The 20,671-nt window shown below is 66.0% G+C and carries 23 protein-coding genes; 11 read left to right on the plus strand and 12 right to left on the minus strand.

Annotated elements, in window-relative coordinates; genetic code table 11:
- Nucleotides 1-60 precede the first annotated feature (60 nt).
- The 5 genes from L6D89_RS28780 (at nt 61) to L6D89_RS28800 (ending at nt 5,729) form a co-directional block, all read left to right on the plus strand.
- Nucleotides 61-1,017: an ABC transporter permease gene (locus L6D89_RS28780; protein WP_236201893.1), complete on the plus strand. Its 957-nt coding sequence runs from the start codon at nt 61-63 to the stop codon at nt 1,015-1,017.
- Nucleotides 1,018-1,027: 10 nt separating this feature from the next.
- The gene (locus L6D89_RS28785) at nt 1,028-1,843 is read left to right on the plus strand and encodes an ABC transporter permease (protein WP_236201894.1); all 816 of its coding nucleotides are present in this window, start codon (nt 1,028-1,030) and stop codon (nt 1,841-1,843) included.
- Nucleotides 1,844-1,878: 35 nt separating this feature from the next.
- Complete coding sequence (locus L6D89_RS28790) at nt 1,879-3,492, plus strand: ABC transporter ATP-binding protein (RefSeq protein ID WP_236201895.1); 1,614 nt, start codon at nt 1,879-1,881, stop codon at nt 3,490-3,492.
- A gap of 27 nt (nt 3,493-3,519) precedes the next feature.
- A complete protein-coding gene (locus L6D89_RS28795) occupies nt 3,520-5,001 on the plus strand; it encodes an aldehyde dehydrogenase (protein WP_236201896.1) in 1,482 nt (493 codons plus the stop codon).
- Nucleotides 5,002-5,078: 77 nt separating this feature from the next.
- Nucleotides 5,079-5,729, plus strand: coding sequence for a TetR/AcrR family transcriptional regulator (locus tag L6D89_RS28800; protein ID WP_236201897.1), 651 nt, complete (start codon nt 5,079-5,081; stop codon nt 5,727-5,729).
- A 95-nt stretch (nt 5,730-5,824) separates the two neighbouring features.
- Here the strand turns inward: L6D89_RS28800 and L6D89_RS28805 are convergent, their stop codons facing one another.
- The 5 genes from L6D89_RS28805 to L6D89_RS28825 form a co-directional block, all read right to left on the minus strand.
- On the minus strand, nt 5,825-7,411 hold the full coding sequence (locus L6D89_RS28805; protein ID WP_236201898.1) for a M48 family metallopeptidase: 1,587 nt from the start codon (nt 7,409-7,411) through the stop codon (nt 5,825-5,827).
- A complete protein-coding gene (locus tag L6D89_RS28810; RefSeq protein WP_236175283.1) occupies nt 7,408-7,575 on the minus strand; it encodes a hypothetical protein in 168 nt (55 codons plus the stop codon). Before L6D89_RS28810 ends, L6D89_RS28805 begins: the two co-directional genes overlap by 4 nt.
- A complete protein-coding gene (locus L6D89_RS28815; RefSeq protein WP_236201899.1) occupies nt 7,560-8,900 on the minus strand; it encodes a CHASE2 domain-containing protein in 1,341 nt (446 codons plus the stop codon). The genes L6D89_RS28810 and L6D89_RS28815 overlap by 16 nt, the downstream gene beginning before the upstream one ends.
- 3 nt (nt 8,901-8,903) lie before the next feature.
- A complete protein-coding gene (locus L6D89_RS28820) occupies nt 8,904-9,137 on the minus strand; it encodes a hypothetical protein (RefSeq protein ID WP_236201900.1) in 234 nt (77 codons plus the stop codon).
- A 154-nt stretch (nt 9,138-9,291) separates the two neighbouring features.
- Nucleotides 9,292-9,981: a GNAT family N-acetyltransferase gene (locus tag L6D89_RS28825; protein ID WP_236201901.1), complete on the minus strand. Its 690-nt coding sequence runs from the start codon at nt 9,979-9,981 to the stop codon at nt 9,292-9,294.
- Between the two features lie 202 nt (nt 9,982-10,183).
- On the opposite strand from L6D89_RS28825, the gene L6D89_RS28830 reads away from it, so the two are divergent.
- Both L6D89_RS28830 and L6D89_RS28835 read left to right on the plus strand, forming a co-directional pair.
- Nucleotides 10,184-10,801, plus strand: coding sequence for a LysE family transporter (locus L6D89_RS28830; RefSeq protein ID WP_236175286.1), 618 nt, complete (start codon nt 10,184-10,186; stop codon nt 10,799-10,801).
- Between the two features lie 132 nt (nt 10,802-10,933).
- Entirely contained in the window at nt 10,934-11,887 is a 954-nt protein-coding gene (locus L6D89_RS28835; RefSeq protein WP_236201902.1) for a Dyp-type peroxidase, read from the plus strand.
- Nucleotides 11,888-11,909: 22 nt separating this feature from the next.
- Here the strand turns inward: L6D89_RS28835 and L6D89_RS28840 are convergent, their stop codons facing one another.
- Complete coding sequence (locus L6D89_RS28840) at nt 11,910-12,815, minus strand: LysR family transcriptional regulator (RefSeq protein ID WP_236201903.1); 906 nt, start codon at nt 12,813-12,815, stop codon at nt 11,910-11,912.
- Between the two features lie 175 nt (nt 12,816-12,990).
- On the opposite strand from L6D89_RS28840, the gene L6D89_RS28845 reads away from it, so the two are divergent.
- Together L6D89_RS28845 and L6D89_RS28850 are read left to right on the plus strand one after the other, a co-directional pair.
- Nucleotides 12,991-13,740: an SDR family NAD(P)-dependent oxidoreductase gene (locus tag L6D89_RS28845; RefSeq protein ID WP_236175289.1), complete on the plus strand. Its 750-nt coding sequence runs from the start codon at nt 12,991-12,993 to the stop codon at nt 13,738-13,740.
- A gap of 118 nt (nt 13,741-13,858) precedes the next feature.
- Nucleotides 13,859-14,617: a class I SAM-dependent methyltransferase gene (locus L6D89_RS28850; protein WP_236201904.1), complete on the plus strand. Its 759-nt coding sequence runs from the start codon at nt 13,859-13,861 to the stop codon at nt 14,615-14,617.
- A gap of 28 nt (nt 14,618-14,645) precedes the next feature.
- Here the strand turns inward: L6D89_RS28850 and L6D89_RS28855 are convergent, their stop codons facing one another.
- Nucleotides 14,646-15,620 carry a DMT family transporter gene (locus tag L6D89_RS28855; RefSeq protein ID WP_236201905.1) on the minus strand — a complete coding sequence of 325 codons (975 nt, stop codon included), beginning with the start codon at nt 15,618-15,620 and terminating at the stop codon, nt 14,646-14,648.
- A gap of 105 nt (nt 15,621-15,725) precedes the next feature.
- Here L6D89_RS28855 and L6D89_RS28860 point away from each other — a divergent pair, with 105 nt between their 5' ends.
- Nucleotides 15,726-16,625: a LysR substrate-binding domain-containing protein gene (locus L6D89_RS28860; protein WP_236201906.1), complete on the plus strand. Its 900-nt coding sequence runs from the start codon at nt 15,726-15,728 to the stop codon at nt 16,623-16,625.
- A 28-nt stretch (nt 16,626-16,653) separates the two neighbouring features.
- Here L6D89_RS28860 and L6D89_RS28865 read toward each other — a convergent pair whose 3' ends face one another.
- The 5 genes from L6D89_RS28865 to L6D89_RS28885 form a co-directional block, all read right to left on the minus strand.
- Complete coding sequence (locus tag L6D89_RS28865; protein ID WP_236201907.1) at nt 16,654-17,124, minus strand: hypothetical protein; 471 nt, start codon at nt 17,122-17,124, stop codon at nt 16,654-16,656.
- A gap of 120 nt (nt 17,125-17,244) precedes the next feature.
- Nucleotides 17,245-17,763, minus strand: coding sequence for a hypothetical protein (locus tag L6D89_RS28870; protein WP_236201908.1), 519 nt, complete (start codon nt 17,761-17,763; stop codon nt 17,245-17,247).
- 57 nt (nt 17,764-17,820) lie between these two features.
- Complete coding sequence (locus L6D89_RS28875) at nt 17,821-18,141, minus strand: hypothetical protein (RefSeq protein ID WP_236201909.1); 321 nt, start codon at nt 18,139-18,141, stop codon at nt 17,821-17,823.
- A gap of 34 nt (nt 18,142-18,175) precedes the next feature.
- Nucleotides 18,176-18,571 carry a hypothetical protein gene (locus L6D89_RS28880; RefSeq protein ID WP_236175296.1) on the minus strand — a complete coding sequence of 132 codons (396 nt, stop codon included), beginning with the start codon at nt 18,569-18,571 and terminating at the stop codon, nt 18,176-18,178.
- Nucleotides 18,568-19,155: a hypothetical protein gene (locus L6D89_RS28885; protein WP_236201910.1), complete on the minus strand. Its 588-nt coding sequence runs from the start codon at nt 19,153-19,155 to the stop codon at nt 18,568-18,570. Before L6D89_RS28885 ends, L6D89_RS28880 begins: the two co-directional genes overlap by 4 nt.
- A gap of 756 nt (nt 19,156-19,911) precedes the next feature.
- Here L6D89_RS28885 and L6D89_RS28890 point away from each other — a divergent pair.
- Entirely contained in the window at nt 19,912-20,580 is a 669-nt protein-coding gene (locus tag L6D89_RS28890; RefSeq protein ID WP_236201911.1) for a DUF3313 domain-containing protein, read from the plus strand.
- Nucleotides 20,581-20,671 lie beyond the last annotated feature (91 nt).

The raw sequence follows: 20,671 nt of genomic DNA on the forward strand, positions 1-20,671 counted from the left end.
CGCAAAGATCAGCAAAACCATAAGAACAACAACTGCCCAACCGATCAGCAGGTCGACACCATGGCTTTGATTTATCCCATTCTCTTGCGGCGCATGCTTCTCGGAGCCCTGACCCTGTTGGGCGTCTCCGCACTCATCTTCGCGGCGGTGCAGCTGCTGCCCGGCGACATGGCGCAGAAGCTGCTCGGCCAGTCCGCCACGCCCGAGGCGCTGCATGCCCTGCGCCACGAGCTGGGGCTCGACCAGCCCGCGCTGAGCCGCTACCTGCACTGGCTGCTGGGCAGCCTGCAGGGCGACTTCGGCACCTCGCTGTCCAACGGCCGTGCGGTGTCCGAACTGATCGGCCAGCGCCTGCTCAACACGCTGTTCCTGGCCGGCTACACGGCGCTGATCGCGGTGCCGCTGGCGCTGCTGCTGGGGCTGTTCGCGGCGCTCTACAAGGACTCGATCTACGACCGCGTGGTGAACATCGTGTCCCTGGCGGCGGTGTCGCTGCCGGAGTTCTTCATCGGCTACATCCTGATCCTCTGGCTGGCGGTGAAGCACCCGCTGTTTCCTTCCATCGCCGACGTACCGGCCTCGGCGAGCCTGCTCGACCACCTGCAGGCGGCCTTCCTGCCGGCGCTGACGCTGACCCTGGTGATCACCGCGCACATGATGCGCATGACGCGCATCGCGGTGCTCGACCTGCTGCAGCTGCCCTACATCGAGATGGCCCGGCTCAAGGGCCTGTCGCGGCTGAAGATCGTCCTGCGCCACGCCCTGCCCAACGCCTGGGCGCCGATCGTCAACGTCATCGCGGTGAACCTGGCGTACCTGATCACCGGCGTGGTGGTGGTCGAGGTGGTGTTCGTCTACCCCGGCCTCGGGCAACTGATGGTGGACTCGGTGATCAAGCGCGACGTCATGGTGGTCCAGGCCTGTTGCTGCATCTTCGCGGTGGTCTACATCGGCATCAATCTGCTCGCCGATGTGCTGTCCATCGTTACCAATCCGCGCCTGCTGCATCGCCAGTGAGGGCGAATCGATGAATGCCTTGATCGCAACCTTCAAACAGATGACCTGGACCGCACGCATCGGCCTGCTGATCATCCTTTTCTACACCTTTCTCGCGCTGTTCGGCCCGCTGGTCGCGCCGTTCGGCGAAACCGAGATCGTCGGCGGCGAGTACGACCCCTGGAGCGCGCAGCACTGGTTGGGCACCGATGCGCTGGGGCGCGACATGCTGTCTCGGGTGATCTTCGCCGCGCGCAACACCATCGGCATTGCGCTGCTGTCCACCGCGCTGGCGTTCTTCATCGGCGGCTCGCTGGGGCTGATCGCCGCTGCCCTGGGGGGCTGGGTGGACAGCGCCCTGTCGCGCCTGGTGGACGTGCTGATGGCAGTGCCGCAGCTGATCTGCGCGCTGCTCCTGCTGACCATCTTCGGCACCAGCATCGCCAACCTGGTATTCGTCATCGCCCTGGTGGACGCCACGCGCATCTTCCGCCTGGCGCGCTCGGTGTCGCTCAACGTGGTGGTGACCGACTACATGGAAGTCGCCCGGCTGCGCGGCGAAGGGTTGTTCTGGCTGGTGGCGGTGGAGCTGCTGCCCAATGTAAGGGCGCCACTGGTGGCCGAATTCGGCCTGCGCTTCTGCTTCGTGTTCCTGACCATTTCCTCGCTGTCGTTCCTCGGCCTGGGGCTGCAACCGCCGCTGGCTGACTGGGGCAGCATGGTCCGCGAGAACGCCTCGCTGATTTCCTTTGGCGACCTGACGCCCCTTATCCCCGCCGCCGCCATCGGCGTGCTGGCGATCGCCGTCAACTTCGTCGCCGACTGGTTCCTCGCCCAGCGGCGATGACCGTCCCGCCCACGTATTGTCCGAGGACCCGCAGCATGAGCGAACCCCTGTTGAAGATTACCGGCCTGCGCATCGAGGCCGGCGGTGCGGATGGCTGGAACGAGATCGTCCACGGCATCGACCTGAACTTGCAGCGCGGCAGGATACTCGGCCTGGTCGGCGAATCCGGCGCCGGCAAGTCCACCATCGGCCTCGCCGCCATGGGCTACACCCGTGATGGCTGCCGCATCAGCGGCGGCGAAATCCTCTTCGACGGCATCGATTTGCGCCAGGTGCCCGAGGCGCAGCATCGCGAGTTGCTCGGCGCGCGCATCGCCTACGTGGCGCAGTCCGCGGCGGCGAGCTTCAACCCGGCGCACCGGCTGATCGACCAGCATTGCGAAACTGCCCTGGAGCACGGCCTGGTACCCCGCGAGCAGGCGCGCCGGGATGCGGTGGAGCTGTACCGGAAGATTGCCCTGCCCGAGCCCGAGTCCATCGGCGAGCGCTATCCGCACCAGGTCTCCGGCGGCCAGCTGCAGCGGATCATGACGGCCATGGCGATGTCCTGCCGGCCGGACCTGATCATCTTCGACGAGCCGACCACGGCGCTGGACGTGACCACCCAGATCGACGTCCTGCTGACCATCCGCGAACTGGTCCGCGAGTTCCAGGTGGCGGCCATCTACATCTCCCACGACCTCGCCGTGGTGGCGCAGATGGCCGACGAGGTGATGGTGCTCAAGGACGGCCACCTGGTCGAACGCGGCGACAAGCGCCGGCTGATCGCCGAGCCGCAGGCGGACTACACCCGCTCGCTGTGGGCGGTGCGCAACCTGGCCTGCGAGGCGAGCCCGCCGGTGGCCGTCGACCAGCAGCCGCTGCTGGAACTGCGCGGCATCCGTGCCGGCTACGGTAACAAGCAGGTGCTCGACGACGTGTCGCTGAAGGTCTTCCCGGGGCGCACGCTGGCCATCGTCGGCGAGTCCGGTTCGGGCAAGTCGACGCTGGGGCGCTGCATCACCGGGGCCTTGCCCAGCCGCGAGGGCAGCATCCTGTTCCAGGGCAAGCCGCTCGCGGCGCACTACGCCAGGCGCAGCCGGGACGAGCTGCGCTCGATCCAGATGATCTACCAGATGGCCGATACCGCGCTGAACCCGCGCCAGCGTATCGGTGACATCGTCGGGCGGCCGCTGCAGTTCTACGGCGGCCTCGACGCTGCGCGGCGCGAGGCAAGAACCCGCGAACTGCTCGCTGCCGTGGGCCTGGAGCCCGGCCGCTTCATGGCCCGGCGGCCGGGCGAATTGTCCGGCGGGCAGAAGCAGCGGGTGGGCATTGCCCGCGCCCTGGCGGCGGACCCGGCGGTGATCGTCTGCGACGAGATCACCAGCGCTCTCGACCAGCTTGTGGCGGAGGGCATCCTGCGGCTGATCGACGACCTCAAGCAGCGCCTGGGCATCACCTACCTGTTCATCACCCACGACCTGTCGGTGGTGAAGTCCATCGCCGACGACGTGCTGGTGCTCAAGGCCGGCAAGGTCGTCGACTTCGGTGACAAGCAGCGGGTGTTCACGCCGCCGTGCGACAGCTACGTCACGCGCCTGCTCGAGAGCATGCCGCAGATGGACCCGGACTGGCTCGACGGCCTGGCGCAACGGGGCGTGGCCTGAACTCATTTCCGCTCAAGGAGCAAACCCATGACCGCAACAACCCTGCAGGACTGGAGCGCGCGCGCGGCAACGCTCGCCATCGAAGGCCGCTGCTTCATCGACGGTGACTACTGCAGCGCGCAGGGCCTGCGCACCTTCGACAAGGCCAGCCCGCTCGACGGGCGCCGCCTGGCCGCCATCGCCCGTGGCGGTGCCGCCGATATCGAGCGCGCGGTGGCCAGCGCGCGACAGGCATTCGAGTCGGGGCACTGGTCGCGCATGGCACCGGTGCAGCGCAAGCGCATCCTGGTCCGCTTCGCCGATCTGCTGGAAAGCCACGCCGAGGAACTGGCGCTGCTGGAAACCCTCGACATGGGCAAGCCCATCGCCCATTCCCTGGCCACCGACGTGCCGGGGGCGGCCAACGCCATTCGCTGGTCCGCCGAGGCCATCGACAAGGTCTACGGCGAGATTGCCGCCACCGCCGAGGACCAGTTGGGGCTGGTCACCCGCGAAGCGGTGGGCGTGGTCGGGGTGATAGTGCCGTGGAACTTCCCGTTGCTGATGGCCAGCTGGAAGCTCGGCCCGGCGCTGGCCTGCGGCAACTCGGTGGTGCTCAAGCCGTCCGAGCGCTCGCCGCTGACCGCCATCCGTATCGCACAACTGGCCTGTGAAGCGGGCATTCCCGCCGGTGTGCTGAACGTGGTGCCCGGTTTCGGCGCCGAGGCTGGCGACGCCTTGTCCAGGCACATGGACGTCGACGCCATCGCCTTCACCGGCTCGACCGGCGTGGCCAAGCGGCTGATGGTCGCCTCCGGGCAGTCCAACCTCAAGCGCGTGTGGACCGAGGCTGGCGGCAAGAGCCCGAACATCGTCTTCGCCGATGCGCCCGACCTGCGCGCAGCGGCTATCAGCGCCGCTTCCGCCATCGCCTACAACCAGGGCCAAGTCTGCACTGCCGGTTCGCGCCTGCTGGTGCAGGAGTCGGTGCGCGAAGAGTTCCTCGAGCATCTGCGTGAAGCACTGGCCGCGTGGACGCCGAATGACGCCCTCGACCCGGCCAGCCGCTATGGCGCGTTGGTCGACAGTCAGCATCTGCAGTTGGTGCAGGGCTACATTGCCAGCGGCCTGGAAGAGGGTGCCCGGCTGGTGGCCGGCAGCGGCGAAAGCGAGGGTTGCTACCTGGCGCCGGTGGTCTTCGATGGCGTGCGAAACGACATGCGCATCGCCCGCGAAGAGATCTTCGGCGCGGTGCTCTCGGTCATCAGCTTCAGGGATGCCGACGAGGCCGTGGCCATCGCCAACGACACCCCCTACGGCCTGGCGGCGGCCCTGTGGACGTCCAGCCTGTCGCGTGCGCACCAGGTTTCACGTGCGCTGCGGGCCGGTTCGGTGTGGGTCAACCAGTATTCCGCTGGCGACATGACCGCGCCCTTTGGCGGCTTCAAGCAGTCCGGCAACGGGCGCGACCGATCGCTGCATGCCTTCGACAAGTACACCGAACTCAAGGCGACCTGGATCAGGCTCTGAATCAACTAACTTTTGACCATCACGGATAGGGGGCGGAATAATCCGCCCCGAACTGCCAACCTTGGAACCGGCACGCCATGCCCCAGCAGAAAGCGGCACAACCGAAAGCGGCCCAGCCGAAAACCAGGAAGGTCTACGACCCTGAAACGCGCCGCGAGGAAATCATCAAGGCGGCCTTCCTCTGCCTGAGCGAAGAGGGCTACGCCAAGCTTTCCGCGCGCAAGGTGGCGGCGCGCGCCGAAATGGCGCTGGGCCACATCAGCTACCACTTCAAGGACATGAACGAACTGCTGGTGGAGGCCTACAAGTACGCCTCGCACCAGCTCTACGAAGCCACCCGCGCGGGGCTGGTGGCCGAGCCGCGCACCGCCATGGCGCAGTTGGAAGTGTTCCTGCGCAGCGGCTTCACCGCCACCTTCCTCGACCGCAGCTACCTCTCGGTGCGCATCGACCTGTGGTCCGCCTCGCTGTTCCAGGAAGACATCGCCGATACCGAGCGCAAGCTCTACGCCATCTACCGCGAACGCCTGGTGGAAATCCTGCGGCGGATCGCCGAGGAGCGCGAGGTCGGCGCCGAGCGCATCGAGAAGTCGGCCGACGCCATCATGGCCATGCTCGACGGCCTCTGGCTGGACTGGCAGCGCCGGCGCAACATGAAAGCCATCGAGCATGGCATCGGTGCCTGTCTCGACCTGGTGGCCTTCTACATGCCCGAGGCCGGGCGCTGAGACGCGTGTAGCGGCGAGGAAGTTCCAGCGCGCCTGATCTCGCGGGTGCATGCATGACCCCTTGGCGGCAAGGGCCGCCAAGGGGAGATTGCCCCTCAGGCCGCGCCTGGCATGAGCTTCTGGCAGCTTTGCTTGCGGCTGGGATACTGCTGGCACTTGCGCAGCAGGACCGGCAACTGGCTGTCGGCCTTGAGCTGGCGGTTGGCCAACATCTTTTCGGTAATGAACAGTTCCTCCGAACCGAGGTTGCGCTCGGCCTTGTCGATCATGCTCAGCGCTGCCTGCGGGTCATTCCGTTTGAGGTGGTAGCTGATCATCAGGTCATAGATCGAGGGGCTGGCCAGTGCCCAGTCGTTGATCGATTCCAGGTCGGCCAGTGCGGCGCGGCCGTCGCCGCGGTCCAGATGCACGTTGAACGCCGCGCGGCGCACACCGGGCTGGTTGCCCACCGGCGAGGCCAGTGCGCGGGCGATGAAGCCCTGCGCCTGGTCAGGCCTTTTCTGCTCCAGTGCCGCGGTCGCGGCGTAGGCGTCCTTGTAGCCCTGCAAGGCGGCGTGGACCGGCGCCGAGTCGCGCACCTTCGGCCAACTGCGTCGATCGACCCGCGCTCGGGCCTGCTGGCGGTACTCGCGCTGCAGGTACTTGCGCAGTTCCTCGTCACGGTCGGTGGGCGACATGTGCGAACGGGTGAAATATTGCCCGGTGGCGGAGATGGCGGTGCCCAGGCCCTGGTTGAGGACGGTGTTGATCTCGCGACTGAAGCGATTCAGGTCGAATTGCTGCAGTGACTCCTGCATGGCGCCCTGGCGTGCCTTGAGGAAGCTGCCAAGCAGCGGTTCCTGCTTGCCCTGGAAGTCGCTCAGGCGTTGCAGGCTGACGCTGGCGGCGCGCGGTGCGTAACCGGCGCGAATCATCAGGTCGGTGCCCAGCAGGTCCGCCTGATCTTCCTGCGCACGGCCCCAGGCAGTACTCCAGACGTTATCCGAGAAGCTGTTGGCCAGCGCGGTATAGAGCACGGTATTGCCGATGGTCTTCTGGGTCCCCAGCGGGTCCTTGCTGATCAGCTTGAGCTTGCCGGTGCTGCGATCCACCCCGGTGTTGGAGGCCACCGCGGCGAGTACCACGGTGCCAGCCAGGGTGGTCATCATTTCCTTCTGTTCCTGGAAAGCTGCAAGCCGATCGTGGTGGCGCAACAGTACATGGCTCATCTCGTGGCCAAGCATGGCAGCGATCTCGTCCTCGCTCTGGACGTTGTCGAGCATGCCCAGCGGGACGAAAACGTTGCCGAAGGGATCTGCCGAGGGGCCGAAGGCATAGCTGTCGACGATGCGCACCTGGAGTTTCGGCACTTCGCCGGGCCACCCCTTGGCCAGGCGGTCGACGATGCCCTGCAGGTAGGCCTGCAGTGGCGGAATCTGCACCAGGTTCTGCTGGCGAATCTCGCTGGCCGGCAGGTTGCGACCGTCGAAACTCAGGCGTTGCTGGCTGGCGTGCTGCAGGTCCAGGTGGTAGTAGTCGCGGACTTCTGCCTGGTCCAGATAGCGGCCCTGCACGCGCGACTGGGTGGAGGAACCTACCAGGTTCTGCACCGCTTTGTTGGCCCCGTCGAGGGTCTGGCAGCCGGCTAGCAGAGCTAGCAGCGGCAGGGCCAGTAGCGGGCGCTTGATCCGTGCCGAGCTCATTTGCTGCACCCGGCGCCAAAGCCGATGGTGGAGTTGTTCTGCTGGTCTTCGGCCTGGCTGCGAGTGAGCTTCTCGCAGGGCAATTCGACCACGTGCAGCGGCGGGTCGACACGTACCGCCATGCTGTCCATCCAGACCTTCTGGCCACTCACTTCGACCTGCACCTGGTCGGTTTCCTGGTCGTATTGCAGCACTGGCAGCGCTTGCCGCGGCAAGTTGGCGACAGGCACTTCACGCTGGATTTTGCCCTGGTCGTCGAGAAGCTCCACCGTGTCTTCGAGGTACCCCACCACCATGTTGGCAGCGAACAGGCTCTGGCTGAGCAGGGCGCAGCACAGGAAAAGGGATGTCTTGTACATCGTTGGGCTCCTTTGAGGCAGTTTTCGAACGCTTTACGAGGGCGGGGCTGGAGGAATTCGCGGATTCGCTCGGTGAACAGGGAAAGAGACAGCAGGAGGATGCCGAGCACGTTTACCGGGGTCATGTTCAGCCAGTACAGCGCGTAGCTCACCAGGATCAGCAGTGCAGTCGTGAGGGCCAGCCCGAGGAACGGAGAGCGCAGCCAGCGTTGGCGCGGCCAACTGTCAGCCGGTCGTTCCTGTATGGCATTGAGTGCGGCGATTACGCCGAGCATGAGTAGCTGCAACAGGTCTACCCAGTTCAGTGAGCCGGGGAGGAGGGGCAGTACTGGCGGGTCGCGATAATAGTGCTGGCCCTGGACGATCAGGTTGTCCAGCGCCATAGCGTGCAGGTATACGCCAGGAAGCTTGCCATGTAGCGGCGAGAGGGTTAGGTCGCCGGTACCGGCGATGCTGGCGCCAACCAGCACCAGCTTGCCGCGCAGCAGCCTGCCGAGTAATTCGCGGTCCTTTTCGGAGGTGGCCTCAAGGTCGCTGGCAGAGAGGGTCAGGCTGTAAGGGCAGGTGGCCTGGGCCGAATTGCCGAGCTTCCAGAACATGGCCTGGAGCATCTGCCAGAGCACTCCGGGGGCGCTGCAATCCTCGATGCGTGAGATCAACTGCTGTCGCGGCGAAAGCTTCAGTCCCCATTGCACAGTCATCGCCGGCTGCTGCGCGGCGGCTTCGGCGTCGACCGGTAGCCCCGGGCAGTAATGGCGCCGGCAGTATTCGCGGTAGAGCCCCAGGGCCGGGCTCTCGAGCGCGCCCAGGGGAGTTTGCACCGATAGTGGATACTGGTCGCCGAAGCCATTCCAGGACACTAGTGCCGGCCGGCTGACGCTAGCGAATCGCGGCAGTACATTGACCGCTCCAGGCGTATCCAGCGCTGACCCGCTGTTGGCCAGGAGCAGGGTGATCCCCTTGCGCTGGTAGCGATCGAATACATTGGCCAGCAACTGACTCTCCATCTGCGCAGGCTGGCCAGAGACTGCGCGGGAGTGGTCGTGGCTGTACAAAAGGTCGACGAATACTGCGCCGGGCTGGTAGGCGAACAGGCGCTTGAACAGCTTGCCCTGCTCGCTGTAGGGCAACGGTCAGTAGGTCTGGTGGCGTTGCAGGTAGGCGTCGTCGAGGAGGATCACCACGACTTGGTCCTGCCCCTTGTCCGGGTAGTCCTGAGCGAGCAGTCGATTCAGCCAGCGGGCCGAGGCCGCGCTCGATGAGCTGGCCAGGCCGAACGGGTCGAGCAGGGCAATGAAGGCGACGGAAAGACCGAAGAGGATCGTGCGGGCGTTACGCGAGACGGTAGATTTGAGCGACTGCAGCAACCTGGCTTCCCTGCACATGACGGCTAACTGGCGTCATTTTGCCATCATTGCTGCGTGATGTGAAAGTGCCATCTTATTCGCCCGATCGACTGGCCAAACATCTGCATCGATAGAGCAGCGTCGCTTCTGACGGATCGGCCGGTTACTGTCGCTTTCAGTGCAGCGTCGGGAAGCGCGCCTTGACCAGTTCCTCGGCCTGCCAGGTCATCTGGTCGAGCAGGCGGTCGCGTTTCTTCTCGGCCTCGCGCAGTGCCTTGCTGCCATTCTGCTTGACCAGGTAGGCGTGGATCTGCCGCACCTCCTTGGATTGGTAGATCGGCGCCAGGTCCTGCACCGCGACCATGCCGTCGGAGCGCTGCTCGCGGGTATTCAGCAGCACGTGCGGCCCCTGCGCCGCCAGGACGCGGAAGCCCATCGCCTCGAAGACCGGGACCTTGCCCGAGGCGCAGGCCAGTTCCGCATGGGGCCGCTCGCCGATCATCTTCTGCAGCATGGCGCGGGCGATGCCGCGCCGGCGGTGGCTGGCCTGGACAGCGAGATAGGCGAGGGTGCAGGCCTCGGCATCATCCTGGCTCGGCAGGTACAGGGCGAAGCCCAGCACGCGCGACGGGTCTTCGTCATCCAGGGCGAGAATCAGGCGCGCGGAGCTGTCCGAGGCGGCGTCCATGGCCTGCAGGTACAGGTGCACCTCGTAGCCGATCACGTACTGGTACAGCTGGAACAGCGGATTGCTCGGCGTCAGCGGCACCGGGCTGATGTCGCTGAAGTAGTCCACCACCATCTGCAGTACCTGACTCTTCAGGGATTCGGGGGGAGAGGTGTCGAGGCGTGCAAGGGTGAACATCTGAAGCTGGCTCCGGGATTGCCCGATCCGGGGGAATCGGCGATGGCGGCATTGTAGCGCCCGTGTGCGTCGAGCGTTCTCTTCGTGCACGAGCGCTGTCAGGCGGGCAGTCTGCAGGAAGCACGGAGCGAGGGAGCAGCGTGCGAAACCGGTGATAGACTCGGATTTTTCGCCCGGCCTGACCTGCCCAGGAGTATTTCCCATGTTCGGTGTGACCGATTACGGCGCCTTCCTGATTGCCTTCGTGGTGCTCCTGGCCATCCCCGGCCCGGGCAACTTCGCGTTGATCACCGCGACCGGCAAGGGCGGCGTGCGGGCGGGGCTGGCGGCCACCTGCGGGGTGATCCTGGGCGACCAGGTGCTGCTGTGGATGGCGGTGGCGGGCGTGGCGACGCTGCTGGCCACCTACCCGGCGGCCTTCCATGCAGTGCAGTGGCTGGGTGCGGCCTACCTGGCCTGGCTGGGCCTGCGCATGCTGATGAGCAAGCCGGGCGATGCACCGCGGCAGAGCCGCATGGACAACGGCCACTATCTGCGCCAGACCATGCTGATCACCCTGCTCAACCCCAAGGCCATCGTGTTCTACATGGCCTTTCTGCCGCTGTTCGTCGACCCGGTGAAGCACCAGGGGCTGGTGACCTTCGCCTTCATGGCGGCGACCGTGGCCGTGGTGACCTTCCTCTACGGGCTGATAGCCGTGCTGCTGACCCACCGGCTGGCCGAGCGCATGCGCGCCAATCCGCGCGTGGCCAACCTGCTGGAACGCCTGGCCGGGGCCTGCCTGCTCGGTTTCGGCATCAAGCTGGCGGCGATGCGCTAGGGCCGCGACACGCTAATCGGTTTTTCCAGGGGCCGGCTCGAAAGACCGGCCCTTTGTCATGTGCAGCGTGTGTTGTCAGCGCGACAGGCGACCTGCTTTGATAACCCCACCACCCAACCTCGATGGCGGCGAATGGAAACCATGCTCGACGAATCCCCGGAACCTCAGTCGGTCGACAGTCCGATCACCCGCAGCGCGATCTTCCTGGTCGCCACCCTGACGCCGGGCAAGGACTGGAGCCCGCTACGCTCGCTGTGCGAAGACGTGTCGGCGCTGGTGCGTTCGGTCGGCAAGCGCGTGCCGACGGGCAACCTGTCGTGCGTGGTGGGCTTCGGTGCGGCGGCCTGGGACGCCTTGTTCGGGGCTCCGCGCCCGGCTTCGCTGCACGCCTTCCGCGAGATCGGCAGCGGCGCGCGTGTCGCCGTATCCACGCCGGGCGACCTGCTGCTGCACATCCGCGCCGAGCAGATGGACCTGTGCTTCGAGCTGGCCACGCAACTGCTCGCGCGGCTCGGCGAGGCGGTCACGGTGGTCGATGAAGTCCAGGGTTTCCGCTACTTCGACATGCGCAGCATCATCGGCTTCGTCGACGGCACCGAGAACCCGCAAGGGCGTGAAGTCCCGCACTTCACCCTGATCGGCGACGAGGATGCCGGCTTCGCTGGCGGCAGCTACGTGCTGGTGCAGAAGTACCTGCACGACATGACCGGCTGGAACCAGCTTTCCACCGAAGCCCAGGAGCGCATCATCGGCCGCACCAAGCTGGCCGATATCGAACTGGGCGACGACGTGAAGCCGAGCTGCTCGCACAGTTCGCTGACCACCCTGGAGAAGGACGGCCAGGAGGTGAAGATCCTCCGTGACAACATGCCGTTCGGCCGCCCCGGGGCCGGGGAGTTCGGCACCCACTTCATCGGCTACGCGCGCTCGCCGGCGCCGCTGGAGGAAATGCTGCAGAACATGTTCGTCGGCCGCCCGGCCGGCAACTATGACCGCCTGCTGGATTACAGCAAGGCGGTGACGGGCAGCCTGTTCTTCGTGCCGTCGGCCGACCTGCTCGAAGCGCTGGCCGACAAGCAGCCCTGAGCGCCCCAGCGCCCCTGAGCGCTCAAGCGCCGACCTTCGCCGGGAAACACTGCACCAGCCAGTCGATGAACACCCGCAGACGGTGCGTGACGTAGCGGTTCTGCGGGTAGACGACGTGGAACGGGTAGGGGGCCGGGCGCCAGTCGGCGAGGATTTCCACCAGCGTGCCGTCGCGCAGGGCGCCGGCGGCGGCGTAGGAAAAAGTCTGGATGATGCCGAGGCCGGCGACGCAGGCCGCCAGGTGTGCATTGCTTTCGTTGACGCCGATGCGGTGCTCGATCTTCAGCTCGCTGCGTTCGCCGTTGCGCTCGAAGCGGAACGGTACCGCGCGGCCATTCTGTGGTGACAGGTAACTGACCAGCCGATGGCCGTTGCGCAGCTCCTCCGGGTACGCAGGGATGCCGTTCTGGCGCAGGTACTCGGGAGTTGCGCAGGTGACCATGCTGGCCTGGCCGATGCCGCGTGCCACCAGTGACGAGGCGTCCAGCGCGCCGCCGCGAATCACGCAATCGACGTTGTCGCCGATCAGGTCTACCGAGCGGTCGGACACGCCCAGGTCGATGCGGATGTCCGGGTAGCGCGCGAGGAAGTCCGGCAGCAGGGGCAGCAGCACGTCGCGCGCCGTCGAGCCGCCGACGTCGATGCGCAGGTGCCCGCGCGGCTTGCTGCGGGCGATGTTGAAGGACGAATCGATGTCTTCCAGGTCGCACAGCACGCGGCTGGCCTTGGCGTAATAGTCCTGGCCTTCGGGTGTCACCGTGACGCGCCGCGTGGTGCGCTGCAGCAGGCGCACCCCCAGGTGCGCCTCCAGTTCCTGCACGAGTTTGCTCAGGGTGGCGTTGGGCATGTCCAGCGAGTCGGCGGCGCGGGTGAAATTGCCGGCCTCGACCACGCGGGCGAAGGCGCGGATGGCCTGGAGCTGATCCATGGGAGTTCCTCTGGAGGGATCAGGTGATTATCCATGGGTGTGGATAGTCATTCCATTGTAGGCGCTTTTTCGCTTAATCGACGGGCCCTAGAGTAGCGCCATGCCTCACCGCAAAGCCGCGCCAGACGCCGGCCAGGAGGCAGAACCCGACATCCTGAAAACCCTGGAGCTCATCATGAACAAGTCCCTCACTGGTAAAGTTGCACTGGTCACCGGCGGTAGCACCGGCATCGGCCTCGGCGCCGCACAGGAACTCGCCGCGCAAGGCGCCCGGGTGTTCATCACCGGCCGCCGCCAGGCCGAACTGGAGGCCGCCGTCGAAGCCATCGGGCCGGCCGCCACGGCCATCCGCGCCGACGCCTCGGTGCTTGCCGATCTCGATGCGGTGTACGCGCAGATCGCGAAATCCGCCGGCCGCCTGGACATCCTCTTCGCCAACGCCGGCGGCGGCGACATGCTGCCGCTGGGGGCGATCACCGAGGAGCATTTCGATCGTATCTTCGGTACCAACGTGCGCGGCGTGCTGTTCACCGTGCAGAAGGCACTGCCACTGCTGAGCGATGGCGCGTCGGTGATCCTCACCGCGTCCACCACCTCGATCCAGGGCACCGCCAACTTCAGCGTCTACAGCGCGAGCAAGGCCGCCGTGCGCAACTTCGCCCGCTCCTGGGCGCTGGACCTGAAGGAGCGTGGCATTCGCGTCAACGTCGTCAGCCCCGGGCCGGTGCGCACTCCCGGCCTCGGCGACCTGGTGCCCGAGGAGGCACGCCAGGGCCTGTTCGATGCGCTGGCCAGCCAGGTGCCGCTGGGCCGTCTGGGCGAGCCGCGGGAAGTCGGCAAGGCGGTGGCTTTCCTGGCCTCCGAGTCGGCCAGCTTCATCAACGGCATCGAGTTGTTCGTCGATGGCGGCATGGCGCAGGTCTGACAGTGCAGCGGGTCGGGCAAGGCTCAAGTCCTGCGCCGGCCCGCCTGGCCCTGGCCTGTTTGTCCGTTCGCCCATTACATTGGCGTGAAGCAAGTCTTCCAGACAGGAGCCGCCAGCCATGAATGATTCGTCTACCGACCTGCGCAACTGGTTCGACCAGGGCGGGCAAGCCTACGCGCGTTTCCGTCCCGAGTACCCGGCGGAGCTGGCCGCCTACCTGGCCTCGGTGACGCCCGAGCGGGCGCTCGCGGTGGATGTCGGTTGCGGCAGCGGCCAGTTGACCCGGCAACTGGCCGAGCATTTCCAGACGGTGATCGGCTTCGATCCCAGCGCGGACCAGATCGCCCACGCGGCGGCGCAGCAGAACGTCAGCTATGTCTGCGCGCCAGCGGAACACCTCCCGCTGCCCGAGCGCAGCACCAGCCTGATCACCGCCGCCCAGGCCGCGCACTGGTTCGATCTGCCGAGGTTCTATGCCGAGGTGCGGCGGGTTGCCCAGCCCGAGGCGATCCTGGCGCTGATCAGCTACGGCGTGCTGCGCCTGGCTGGCGCGCTGGGCGAGCGCTTCGAGCAGTTCTACTGGAAAGAGATCGGCCCCTACTGGCCCGCCGAACGCAAGCTGGTGGACAGCGGCTACGCCACCCTCGACTTTCCCTTCGGCGAGTTTGCCGGGCCGGAGATTGCCATCCGCCTGGAGTGGAATCTCGCGGAGTTCCTCGGTTACGTCTCCACCTGGTCGGCGCTGCGCAGCGCGCGCGAGGCCGGGCGCGAGGACCTGTTGCAGCGCTTCGCCGCCGACATGGCCGAGCGCTGGGGCGACCCTGCGACACGCCACGCGCTGAGCTGGCCGATCAACATGAGGATCGGTCGCCTGTGAAGCCGGCGGCAATGGCAGGCTGAGCTGTTCAGCCGGTACCCCGGCAACTCTCGGCCTGCTGCTTCGGCACCGCCTGAGCGGCCGCTGCCTTGGCTCCCGACAACCGCGAAACGCCGAACAGCACCAGTGCCAATCCGGCAATCTGGTAGAGCGTAATCGCCTCGCCGAGCAGCGCCCAGGAGGCGAAGACGGTCAGCACCGGGCCCAGGTTGCCGAACGCCGCCGCATGGGTGGCGCCCATGCGCTGGATAGCCAGTGCCATCCAGTAGATCGGCAGCACGGTGGAGATCAGCGCCATCAGCGAGCCGTGGATCCATACCGCACCGGGCAGCGTTACCAGTTGCTCGGCGTTGCCGCTCACGGCGTAGTGCATCAGCACCATCACCGACGATGCGCCACCGGCCAGCCCGGCCAGGCGCATCGAGCCGACGCGGCGCACCACGGCGGCGGTGCCCATGTAGTACAGGGCATAGGTCACGGCGCTGGCGAACACCCAGAGAGCGCCGAGCAGGATCTGCCCGTCGCTGCCCTCCACACGCAGGTCATGCACCAGGGCGATGCCCAGGCCGAGGTAGCACAGGCCCATTGCCGCGAGGGTGCGGGAGCCGGGGCGCTCGCGGGTCACGACCATCTGCAGGAGCAGCACCAGGGTCGGGTAGGTGAACAGGATCAAACGCTCCAGCCCGGCGCTGATGTACTGCAGGCCGTAGAAGTCGAACAGGCTGGAGAGGTAGTAGCCGAACAGCCCGAGGAGCAGGATGCGCACGCCATCGGCCAGCGTCAGGCGAGCCTGTTCGGGGCTGCGGCTCAGCCAGATCAGCCAGAGGAACAGCGGCAGCGCCAGGCCCATGCGGATGGCCAGCACCGTCAGCGCATCCACCGGCGCGGCAGCGTAGGACAGCTTCACGAAGACCGCCTTGAGGCTGAAGCCAGTGGCGGAAAGTACGGCGAAGAGTACGCCGCTGCGCAGGCTGCGCTGGTAGAGGGAGGTCAGGCTGGTCATCGCGGCACGGCTGCAAGGCAGGGGAAAGGCTTTATTCTAGAGAGAAGGCTGTTCCACTAGAATCGCATCTTGGCGAACATTGCTTTCGTTTTTGGAGAACGCTCAATGCACTTTGATCTTGCCGACCTGCGCCTGATCGCCGCCATCGCCAGCAGCGGCAGCCTGAGCAAGGCGGCGGCCTCGGTGCCGGTAGCGGTGTCGGCGGCGAGCAACCGCCTGCGCCTGTTCGAGGAGCGCTGCGGGCTCTCGCTGTTTGTCCGGCATAGCGACGGCATGACTCTCACGCCCAGCGGCCGCCTGGTGCTGGAGGCCAGCCAGCGGGTGCTGAAGGAGGCGCGTCAGCTCAGGGACACTCTGCAGGAGCTCAGCGGCGAACGGCGCATCACCTTGCGCCTGGCGGCCTCGACTGTCGCCAACAGCACCTTCCTGCCGACTGCGCTGGGCCCTTTCCTGGCCGATTACCCGGAAGTCGACCTGCAACTGACTGAGCAGAACAGCAAGGACGTACTGCGTGCGGTGCAGGACGGGGAGATCGACATCGGTGTCTACGACGGCAACCTGCCCACCGCCGGCCTGCTGTCGCTGCCGTTCCGCAACGACAAGCTGGTGCTGCTGGTGCCGCAGGATCACCCGCTGGCCAGCCAGCACCTGCCCAGCCTGCGCGATGCGCTGAGCTTCGCCTTTGTCTGCCTGCCCGCCGAACGCGCCATGCAGCGTTTCGTCGAGGCGATGGCAGTGCGCAACGCGCTGCCGCTCAGGGTCCGTGTGCGGGCACCGAGCTTCGATGCGATTGCCCAGCTGGTCGCCCAGCGGGTCGGCGTGGCGATGCTGCCGGAGGCCGCTGCGACACGCCTGGCACAGGAGCTGCCGGTGGCGGTGGTGGCGCTGGAAGATGCCTGGGCGACCCGCGAATTGCGCATCTGCGTCAGCGATTGGGATGCACTGTCCTCCCACGCCCGGCAACTGCTGAGCTACCTGATGAACGAGGGCGCCACCGCCCGCTAGGGAAGGGCGCCAGGCCGGCCGCACGGGGTCAGGCGGTGGTGTTTACCGCGGTTCCGCTGGTGCTGTTGCCGGAATCGCTGAGTGCTTCGGAATAGGCCGCGGTGGCCGCCGCTACCGCCGCTGCCGCGGACGACACACGCGCCTGCGCGGCCTGTGCCGCGACCTGCTGGGCCTGCTTCTGTTCTTCTGTCTGGCCGGCACCGCCCTGGGTGGCCTTGGCGGCCGCCTTCTCGGCCTCCTGCAGTTCCTTCTGCGCCTGCTCCAGGGCCAGCTTGAGCTTCTCCAGGGTGCTGTCGGAACTGCTCTCCGAACTGCCGCTGGCCGTGGCGCCGGCGCCACCGGAAGCGCCCTGCGCGGATGCGCTCGGGGAAGCCTGGGTGCTGCTGGTGGCGTCGCTGGTGGTGCTGTCTTCGCCGTTCGCCGTGGAGTTGCTGGAGGCGGCTCCGGCGGTGGCCGGATAGCGAATGCTGGTGGTGCTGACGGTGCCGATGCTGGTCATGGATATCTTCCGCTGAGGGTGGATATCCGCTGTGGCGGCCGTCGCACGAGGAAATTTAGCGCGGTTTGTTATCGACTTGGTATCAACCCTGGTACGTTCGGCTCCAGCCCGGCGCGGGCGTCAGTTCAGTTCGACCAGGCGCGGCGTCTGCGCGCCTTGCAGGGACAGGTGGATCACGCCGGCACGGCTGGGGAAGTTCGGTGAGTCGTCGTCGCTGTTCTGCATGACGGGAATATCGATCAGGGTGCGCTGCTGCGTTGCTTCGCCGACTAGCCTGGCGTCCAGTTTCTCGATCGAGCGCCAGCCACCGCCACCAATCTGCATCGCGTCCAGCAGGCTGAAGTGCTCCTGGCCTTCCTCGTCCGGGGTGGAAGAGAAGACCGCGAGGTACTGGTTGTAGTTGTTGCCCATGTCGAAGCCTTCGATGGTGAAGACTGCCAGGGTGAGTTCGGTGCCCTTGCCGATCTTCAGCGTCTGCACGCGAGTGGCTGCGGGGTAGCCGATGGCGAAGCTGTCCTTGTACAGCTCCACCAGGCGGCCGACCTGCTCCTCCAGCGGCCTGGGGATGGCCGGCTGCTCGGCGGCGTGGGCGAGGGTGCAGGCCAGCAGCAGGCTGGCGGATAGCAGACGCAGTGTCATGGGGGGAAATCCAGGCAGTGCTCCGGTCAGCAGCGGTGGATGCTGACCTTCGCGGTATTACGGCTTGAGGCCGGGCACGCTGTTCTTCGGCACCCAGTCACCGACTGCCGAACAGGAGTAGGTGTTGGAGTAGTCGTAGTAGCGCTCCAGCGGCGTGTTGCTCTCGTAGGTGCCGCACTGGTAGACCGACGTGCCTTTCTGCAGGATCAGGAAGTGAACCTGCGTGACCCGCCCCGGGGCCACGTAGGCCGCCTTCACCTCATAGCCGCCGCGCAGCAGCTCCGTCACCTTCACCTCTTCGGCAGACGCCGGCGAGGCGATGGCCAGGAGGCCGAGCAGCACAACGGCGGCTTGCGCCAGGTAGTTCATGGTTGGCATGGTTTCGCTTTCTCCTTGATGGCGATGCCTGGCCTCAGGCTTCCGGTTTCAGCGGAATGCCGCCGCAATTGCCGCGGGTCAGCAGGTAGTCCACTTGCCGGGCGCGGTTGATCGCGACGCGGATTTCGCAGCTGGCCGAGTGGACCACGTCGCCCCAGTACTCGGTATGCACCAGTTGGCCATTCTGCGGGCCGGTGTAGGTGCCGAGCGCTTCACGGGAGACGTAGGAGGTGTCGCGGCGATAGATCAGCACGACCCAGTCGTTCTCCGGCGCCAGGCCGATGTCGCTGGGCGCGCCGAAGTGGTCGATGGCGTCGCCGGCCGGGCGGCCCTTCCAGTAGCTGCGGGCCTGCGCCTCGGGCAGGGTGGGGATGGCGGAGCAGCCGCCGAGCAGGATGGCAATCATCCCCAGTGCGAGTAACCCTTTCATTGCACGCCCTCCTTGGCCGGTGCGTTCTTGACGGGCATCTGTTCGAAGCCCTTGTCGACCATTTCCAGGATCAGGTTCTTGGCGTGCTCGCGGTTGCGCAACTGGAACAGGCCGGGAGCGGCCGAAACCAACTGCGCAGTGGGCATCTTGCCCAGCGGATACATCTTCTGCTCCACGTGGGCGTCCGGCTTGCAGAGGAAGTCGCGGCTCTGGGCGATCCACGCCTCAGGCTTCTTCTGCCACTCCTTGGAGACCTTCTTCGGGCGGATGTCGTTGTAGAACTTGTCGTAGTTCTGCGCGCCGTTGAGGCGCACGCGGTTCTTCGCGCAGTCGACCTCGACGTCATAGGCGGTAAAGGTCGGCTTGGCGCCTTCCTCGTAGAACTGATAGACGCCCAGCGAGCGCACACCGTTCTTGCGGTCATAGATGTTGGCGGGGTCGCCATCGATGACGAAGATTTCGTTCTTGTAGAGGCTGCCCTGCTGGTGAATCAGCCAGAAGTCGCCAGAGGGACCTTCCGCTTGCGCGGCGAGAGGGCTGCAAAGCAGCATGGCAGGCAGCCAGGGCCTGAGAGGCTTGAACATAACGGGACATTCCTTTGCCGTTGTGATCGCCAGGGCGCAGCGCACCCCGGCGAAAGAAGGGTAGGAATCTAGTGACGCGGGGAGGGACGGTCAACCTGGGTGTCTGAATTCTGTGACGAGCGGCAGCGAACTTTCCTGGTCGACAAGGCACCAGATTGTGTAGGCCGAGCCACTCCACCAGCGGCCATCAGCGGGCGAGTGCCGCTGCAGTTTCGCCGCGCGGCGCAGGCCATGCCTGAACGCCTCCTACCTGTCTCTCAATCCGTTCTGATCGCTTCCTGAACAGAAAGTCAGCTTGCACATCGCGATTGGTTATCTAGGCTCTCCTGCACAGTCGTCGATCCTGTACGGGAAAGTCAGCAGTCGTCTCCAGAGAGCATTCGGAGCCTGGGTTCGCCACTCACTTGCGTGTGTGGCGGTGGGTAAACGAATGGGCAGGGAGCGCTGGATGAGTTCAGTCGATGGCCAAGCCGGACACGCCGCAGCCTCGTTGACTGGTGGGCTTTCCCTGGCCGGCGAGGCGGGCCAAGGGGAAACCGGCCCCGGCTCGACCGGGCGTCAACTCGCCGGTGGTTCCTGGCGATCTGCGTTTCCCAGGCGGCAACTCCAGCGCCGTTGCACTGCACGCCTTTCCGCCACCCACCACTACATCACCCTGCACCTCATCGACAGGGGCGCGAGCTGCGCTCCGGATAGCGTGCGGCAGAAAGATTTCGGCCCCGAAACCGAGCGGAAAAATCCACAAGGAGCAACTCGATGAACTGGAAGACGATGGCGTTACCGCTGTGCCTGGCGACATTGACGCTGGCCGGGTGCGCGAGCAAATACGTGGCGCCCGAGGAGTATTCCGGGTTCCTGAAGAACTACAAGGCACTCAAGGAAGAGACGTCACCGTCGGGCGCCCCGGTGATGCGCTGGATCAAACCGGGCGTGGACGTGAACAGCTTCACCAGCGTCTATGTCGAGCGCAGCCAGCTCTACCCGCAGCCGCAGCCGACCGAGAAGATTCCGCAGAAGACCCTGCAAGGCATCACGGACTACTACGACCAGGTGCTCCAGACCCAATTCTCCAAGGCTCTGCCGCTGGCCAACGGCCCCGGGCCGAACGTCCTGGTGGTTCGTCCGGCGATCACCGCCGTCAGCGCCTCGACCAAGGGCCTGCAGCCGTATGAAGTGATTCCCATCGCCCTGATCGCTGCTGGCGTCAGCACCGCCACCGGCATCCGTGACCAGGACACCAGCCTCGCCACCGAAGCGGCCTTCCTCGACGGCGGCAGCGGCGAGGTGGTGGCGCAGGTCGTGCGCAAGGGGGCTGGTGCCGAGCTGGAGAACTCTTCCCAGGTCATGACCGCCAACGACGCCAAGGCCGTTCTCGATGGCTGGGCACGGGACATGGTCAAGTCCTACGAGCAACTGAAGAAGTAAGCCTTGGTGCGAAAGGGGCGGCCAGGAGCGCGCTCCTGGCCGGACTGAACACAGCAAACATCACAACAACACTGCTGGCAGTTGCCTCGAA

Source organism: Pseudomonas pseudonitroreducens (assembly GCF_021603645.1).
Taxonomy (GTDB): domain Bacteria; phylum Pseudomonadota; class Gammaproteobacteria; order Pseudomonadales; family Pseudomonadaceae; genus Pseudomonas; species Pseudomonas pseudonitroreducens.

Bases quoted from the DNA above. Each gene is read 5' to 3' on its own strand.
- L6D89_RS28780 (WP_236201893.1), top strand. From the start codon at position 61: ATGGCTTTGATTTATCCCATTCTCTTGCGGCGCATGCTTCTCGGAGCC.
- L6D89_RS28885 (WP_236201910.1), bottom strand. From the start codon at position 19,155: ATGTTCAAGCCTCTCAGGCCCTGGCTGCCTGCCATGCTGCTTTGCAGC.
- L6D89_RS28785 (WP_236201894.1), top strand. From the start codon at position 1,028: ATGAATGCCTTGATCGCAACCTTCAAACAGATGACCTGGACCGCACGC.
- L6D89_RS28870 (WP_236201908.1), bottom strand. From the start codon at position 17,763: ATGACACTGCGTCTGCTATCCGCCAGCCTGCTGCTGGCCTGCACCCTC.
- L6D89_RS28830 (WP_236175286.1), top strand. From the start codon at position 10,184: ATGTTCGGTGTGACCGATTACGGCGCCTTCCTGATTGCCTTCGTGGTG.
- L6D89_RS28825 (WP_236201901.1), bottom strand. From the start codon at position 9,981: ATGTTCACCCTTGCACGCCTCGACACCTCTCCCCCCGAATCCCTGAAG.
- L6D89_RS28840 (WP_236201903.1), bottom strand. From the start codon at position 12,815: ATGGATCAGCTCCAGGCCATCCGCGCCTTCGCCCGCGTGGTCGAGGCC.
- L6D89_RS28835 (WP_236201902.1), top strand. From the start codon at position 10,934: ATGGAAACCATGCTCGACGAATCCCCGGAACCTCAGTCGGTCGACAGT.
- L6D89_RS28805 (WP_236201898.1), bottom strand. From the start codon at position 7,411: ATGAGCTCGGCACGGATCAAGCGCCCGCTACTGGCCCTGCCGCTGCTA.
- L6D89_RS28855 (WP_236201905.1), bottom strand. From the start codon at position 15,620: ATGACCAGCCTGACCTCCCTCTACCAGCGCAGCCTGCGCAGCGGCGTA.
- L6D89_RS28875 (WP_236201909.1), bottom strand. From the start codon at position 18,141: ATGCCAACCATGAACTACCTGGCGCAAGCCGCCGTTGTGCTGCTCGGC.
- L6D89_RS28800 (WP_236201897.1), top strand. From the start codon at position 5,079: ATGCCCCAGCAGAAAGCGGCACAACCGAAAGCGGCCCAGCCGAAAACC.
- L6D89_RS28795 (WP_236201896.1), top strand. From the start codon at position 3,520: ATGACCGCAACAACCCTGCAGGACTGGAGCGCGCGCGCGGCAACGCTC.
- L6D89_RS28865 (WP_236201907.1), bottom strand. From the start codon at position 17,124: ATGACCAGCATCGGCACCGTCAGCACCACCAGCATTCGCTATCCGGCC.
- L6D89_RS28880 (WP_236175296.1), bottom strand. From the start codon at position 18,571: ATGAAAGGGTTACTCGCACTGGGGATGATTGCCATCCTGCTCGGCGGC.
- L6D89_RS28845 (WP_236175289.1), top strand. From the start codon at position 12,991: ATGAACAAGTCCCTCACTGGTAAAGTTGCACTGGTCACCGGCGGTAGC.
- L6D89_RS28790 (WP_236201895.1), top strand. From the start codon at position 1,879: ATGAGCGAACCCCTGTTGAAGATTACCGGCCTGCGCATCGAGGCCGGC.
- L6D89_RS28890 (WP_236201911.1), top strand. From the start codon at position 19,912: ATGAACTGGAAGACGATGGCGTTACCGCTGTGCCTGGCGACATTGACG.
- L6D89_RS28860 (WP_236201906.1), top strand. From the start codon at position 15,726: ATGCACTTTGATCTTGCCGACCTGCGCCTGATCGCCGCCATCGCCAGC.
- L6D89_RS28850 (WP_236201904.1), top strand. From the start codon at position 13,859: ATGAATGATTCGTCTACCGACCTGCGCAACTGGTTCGACCAGGGCGGG.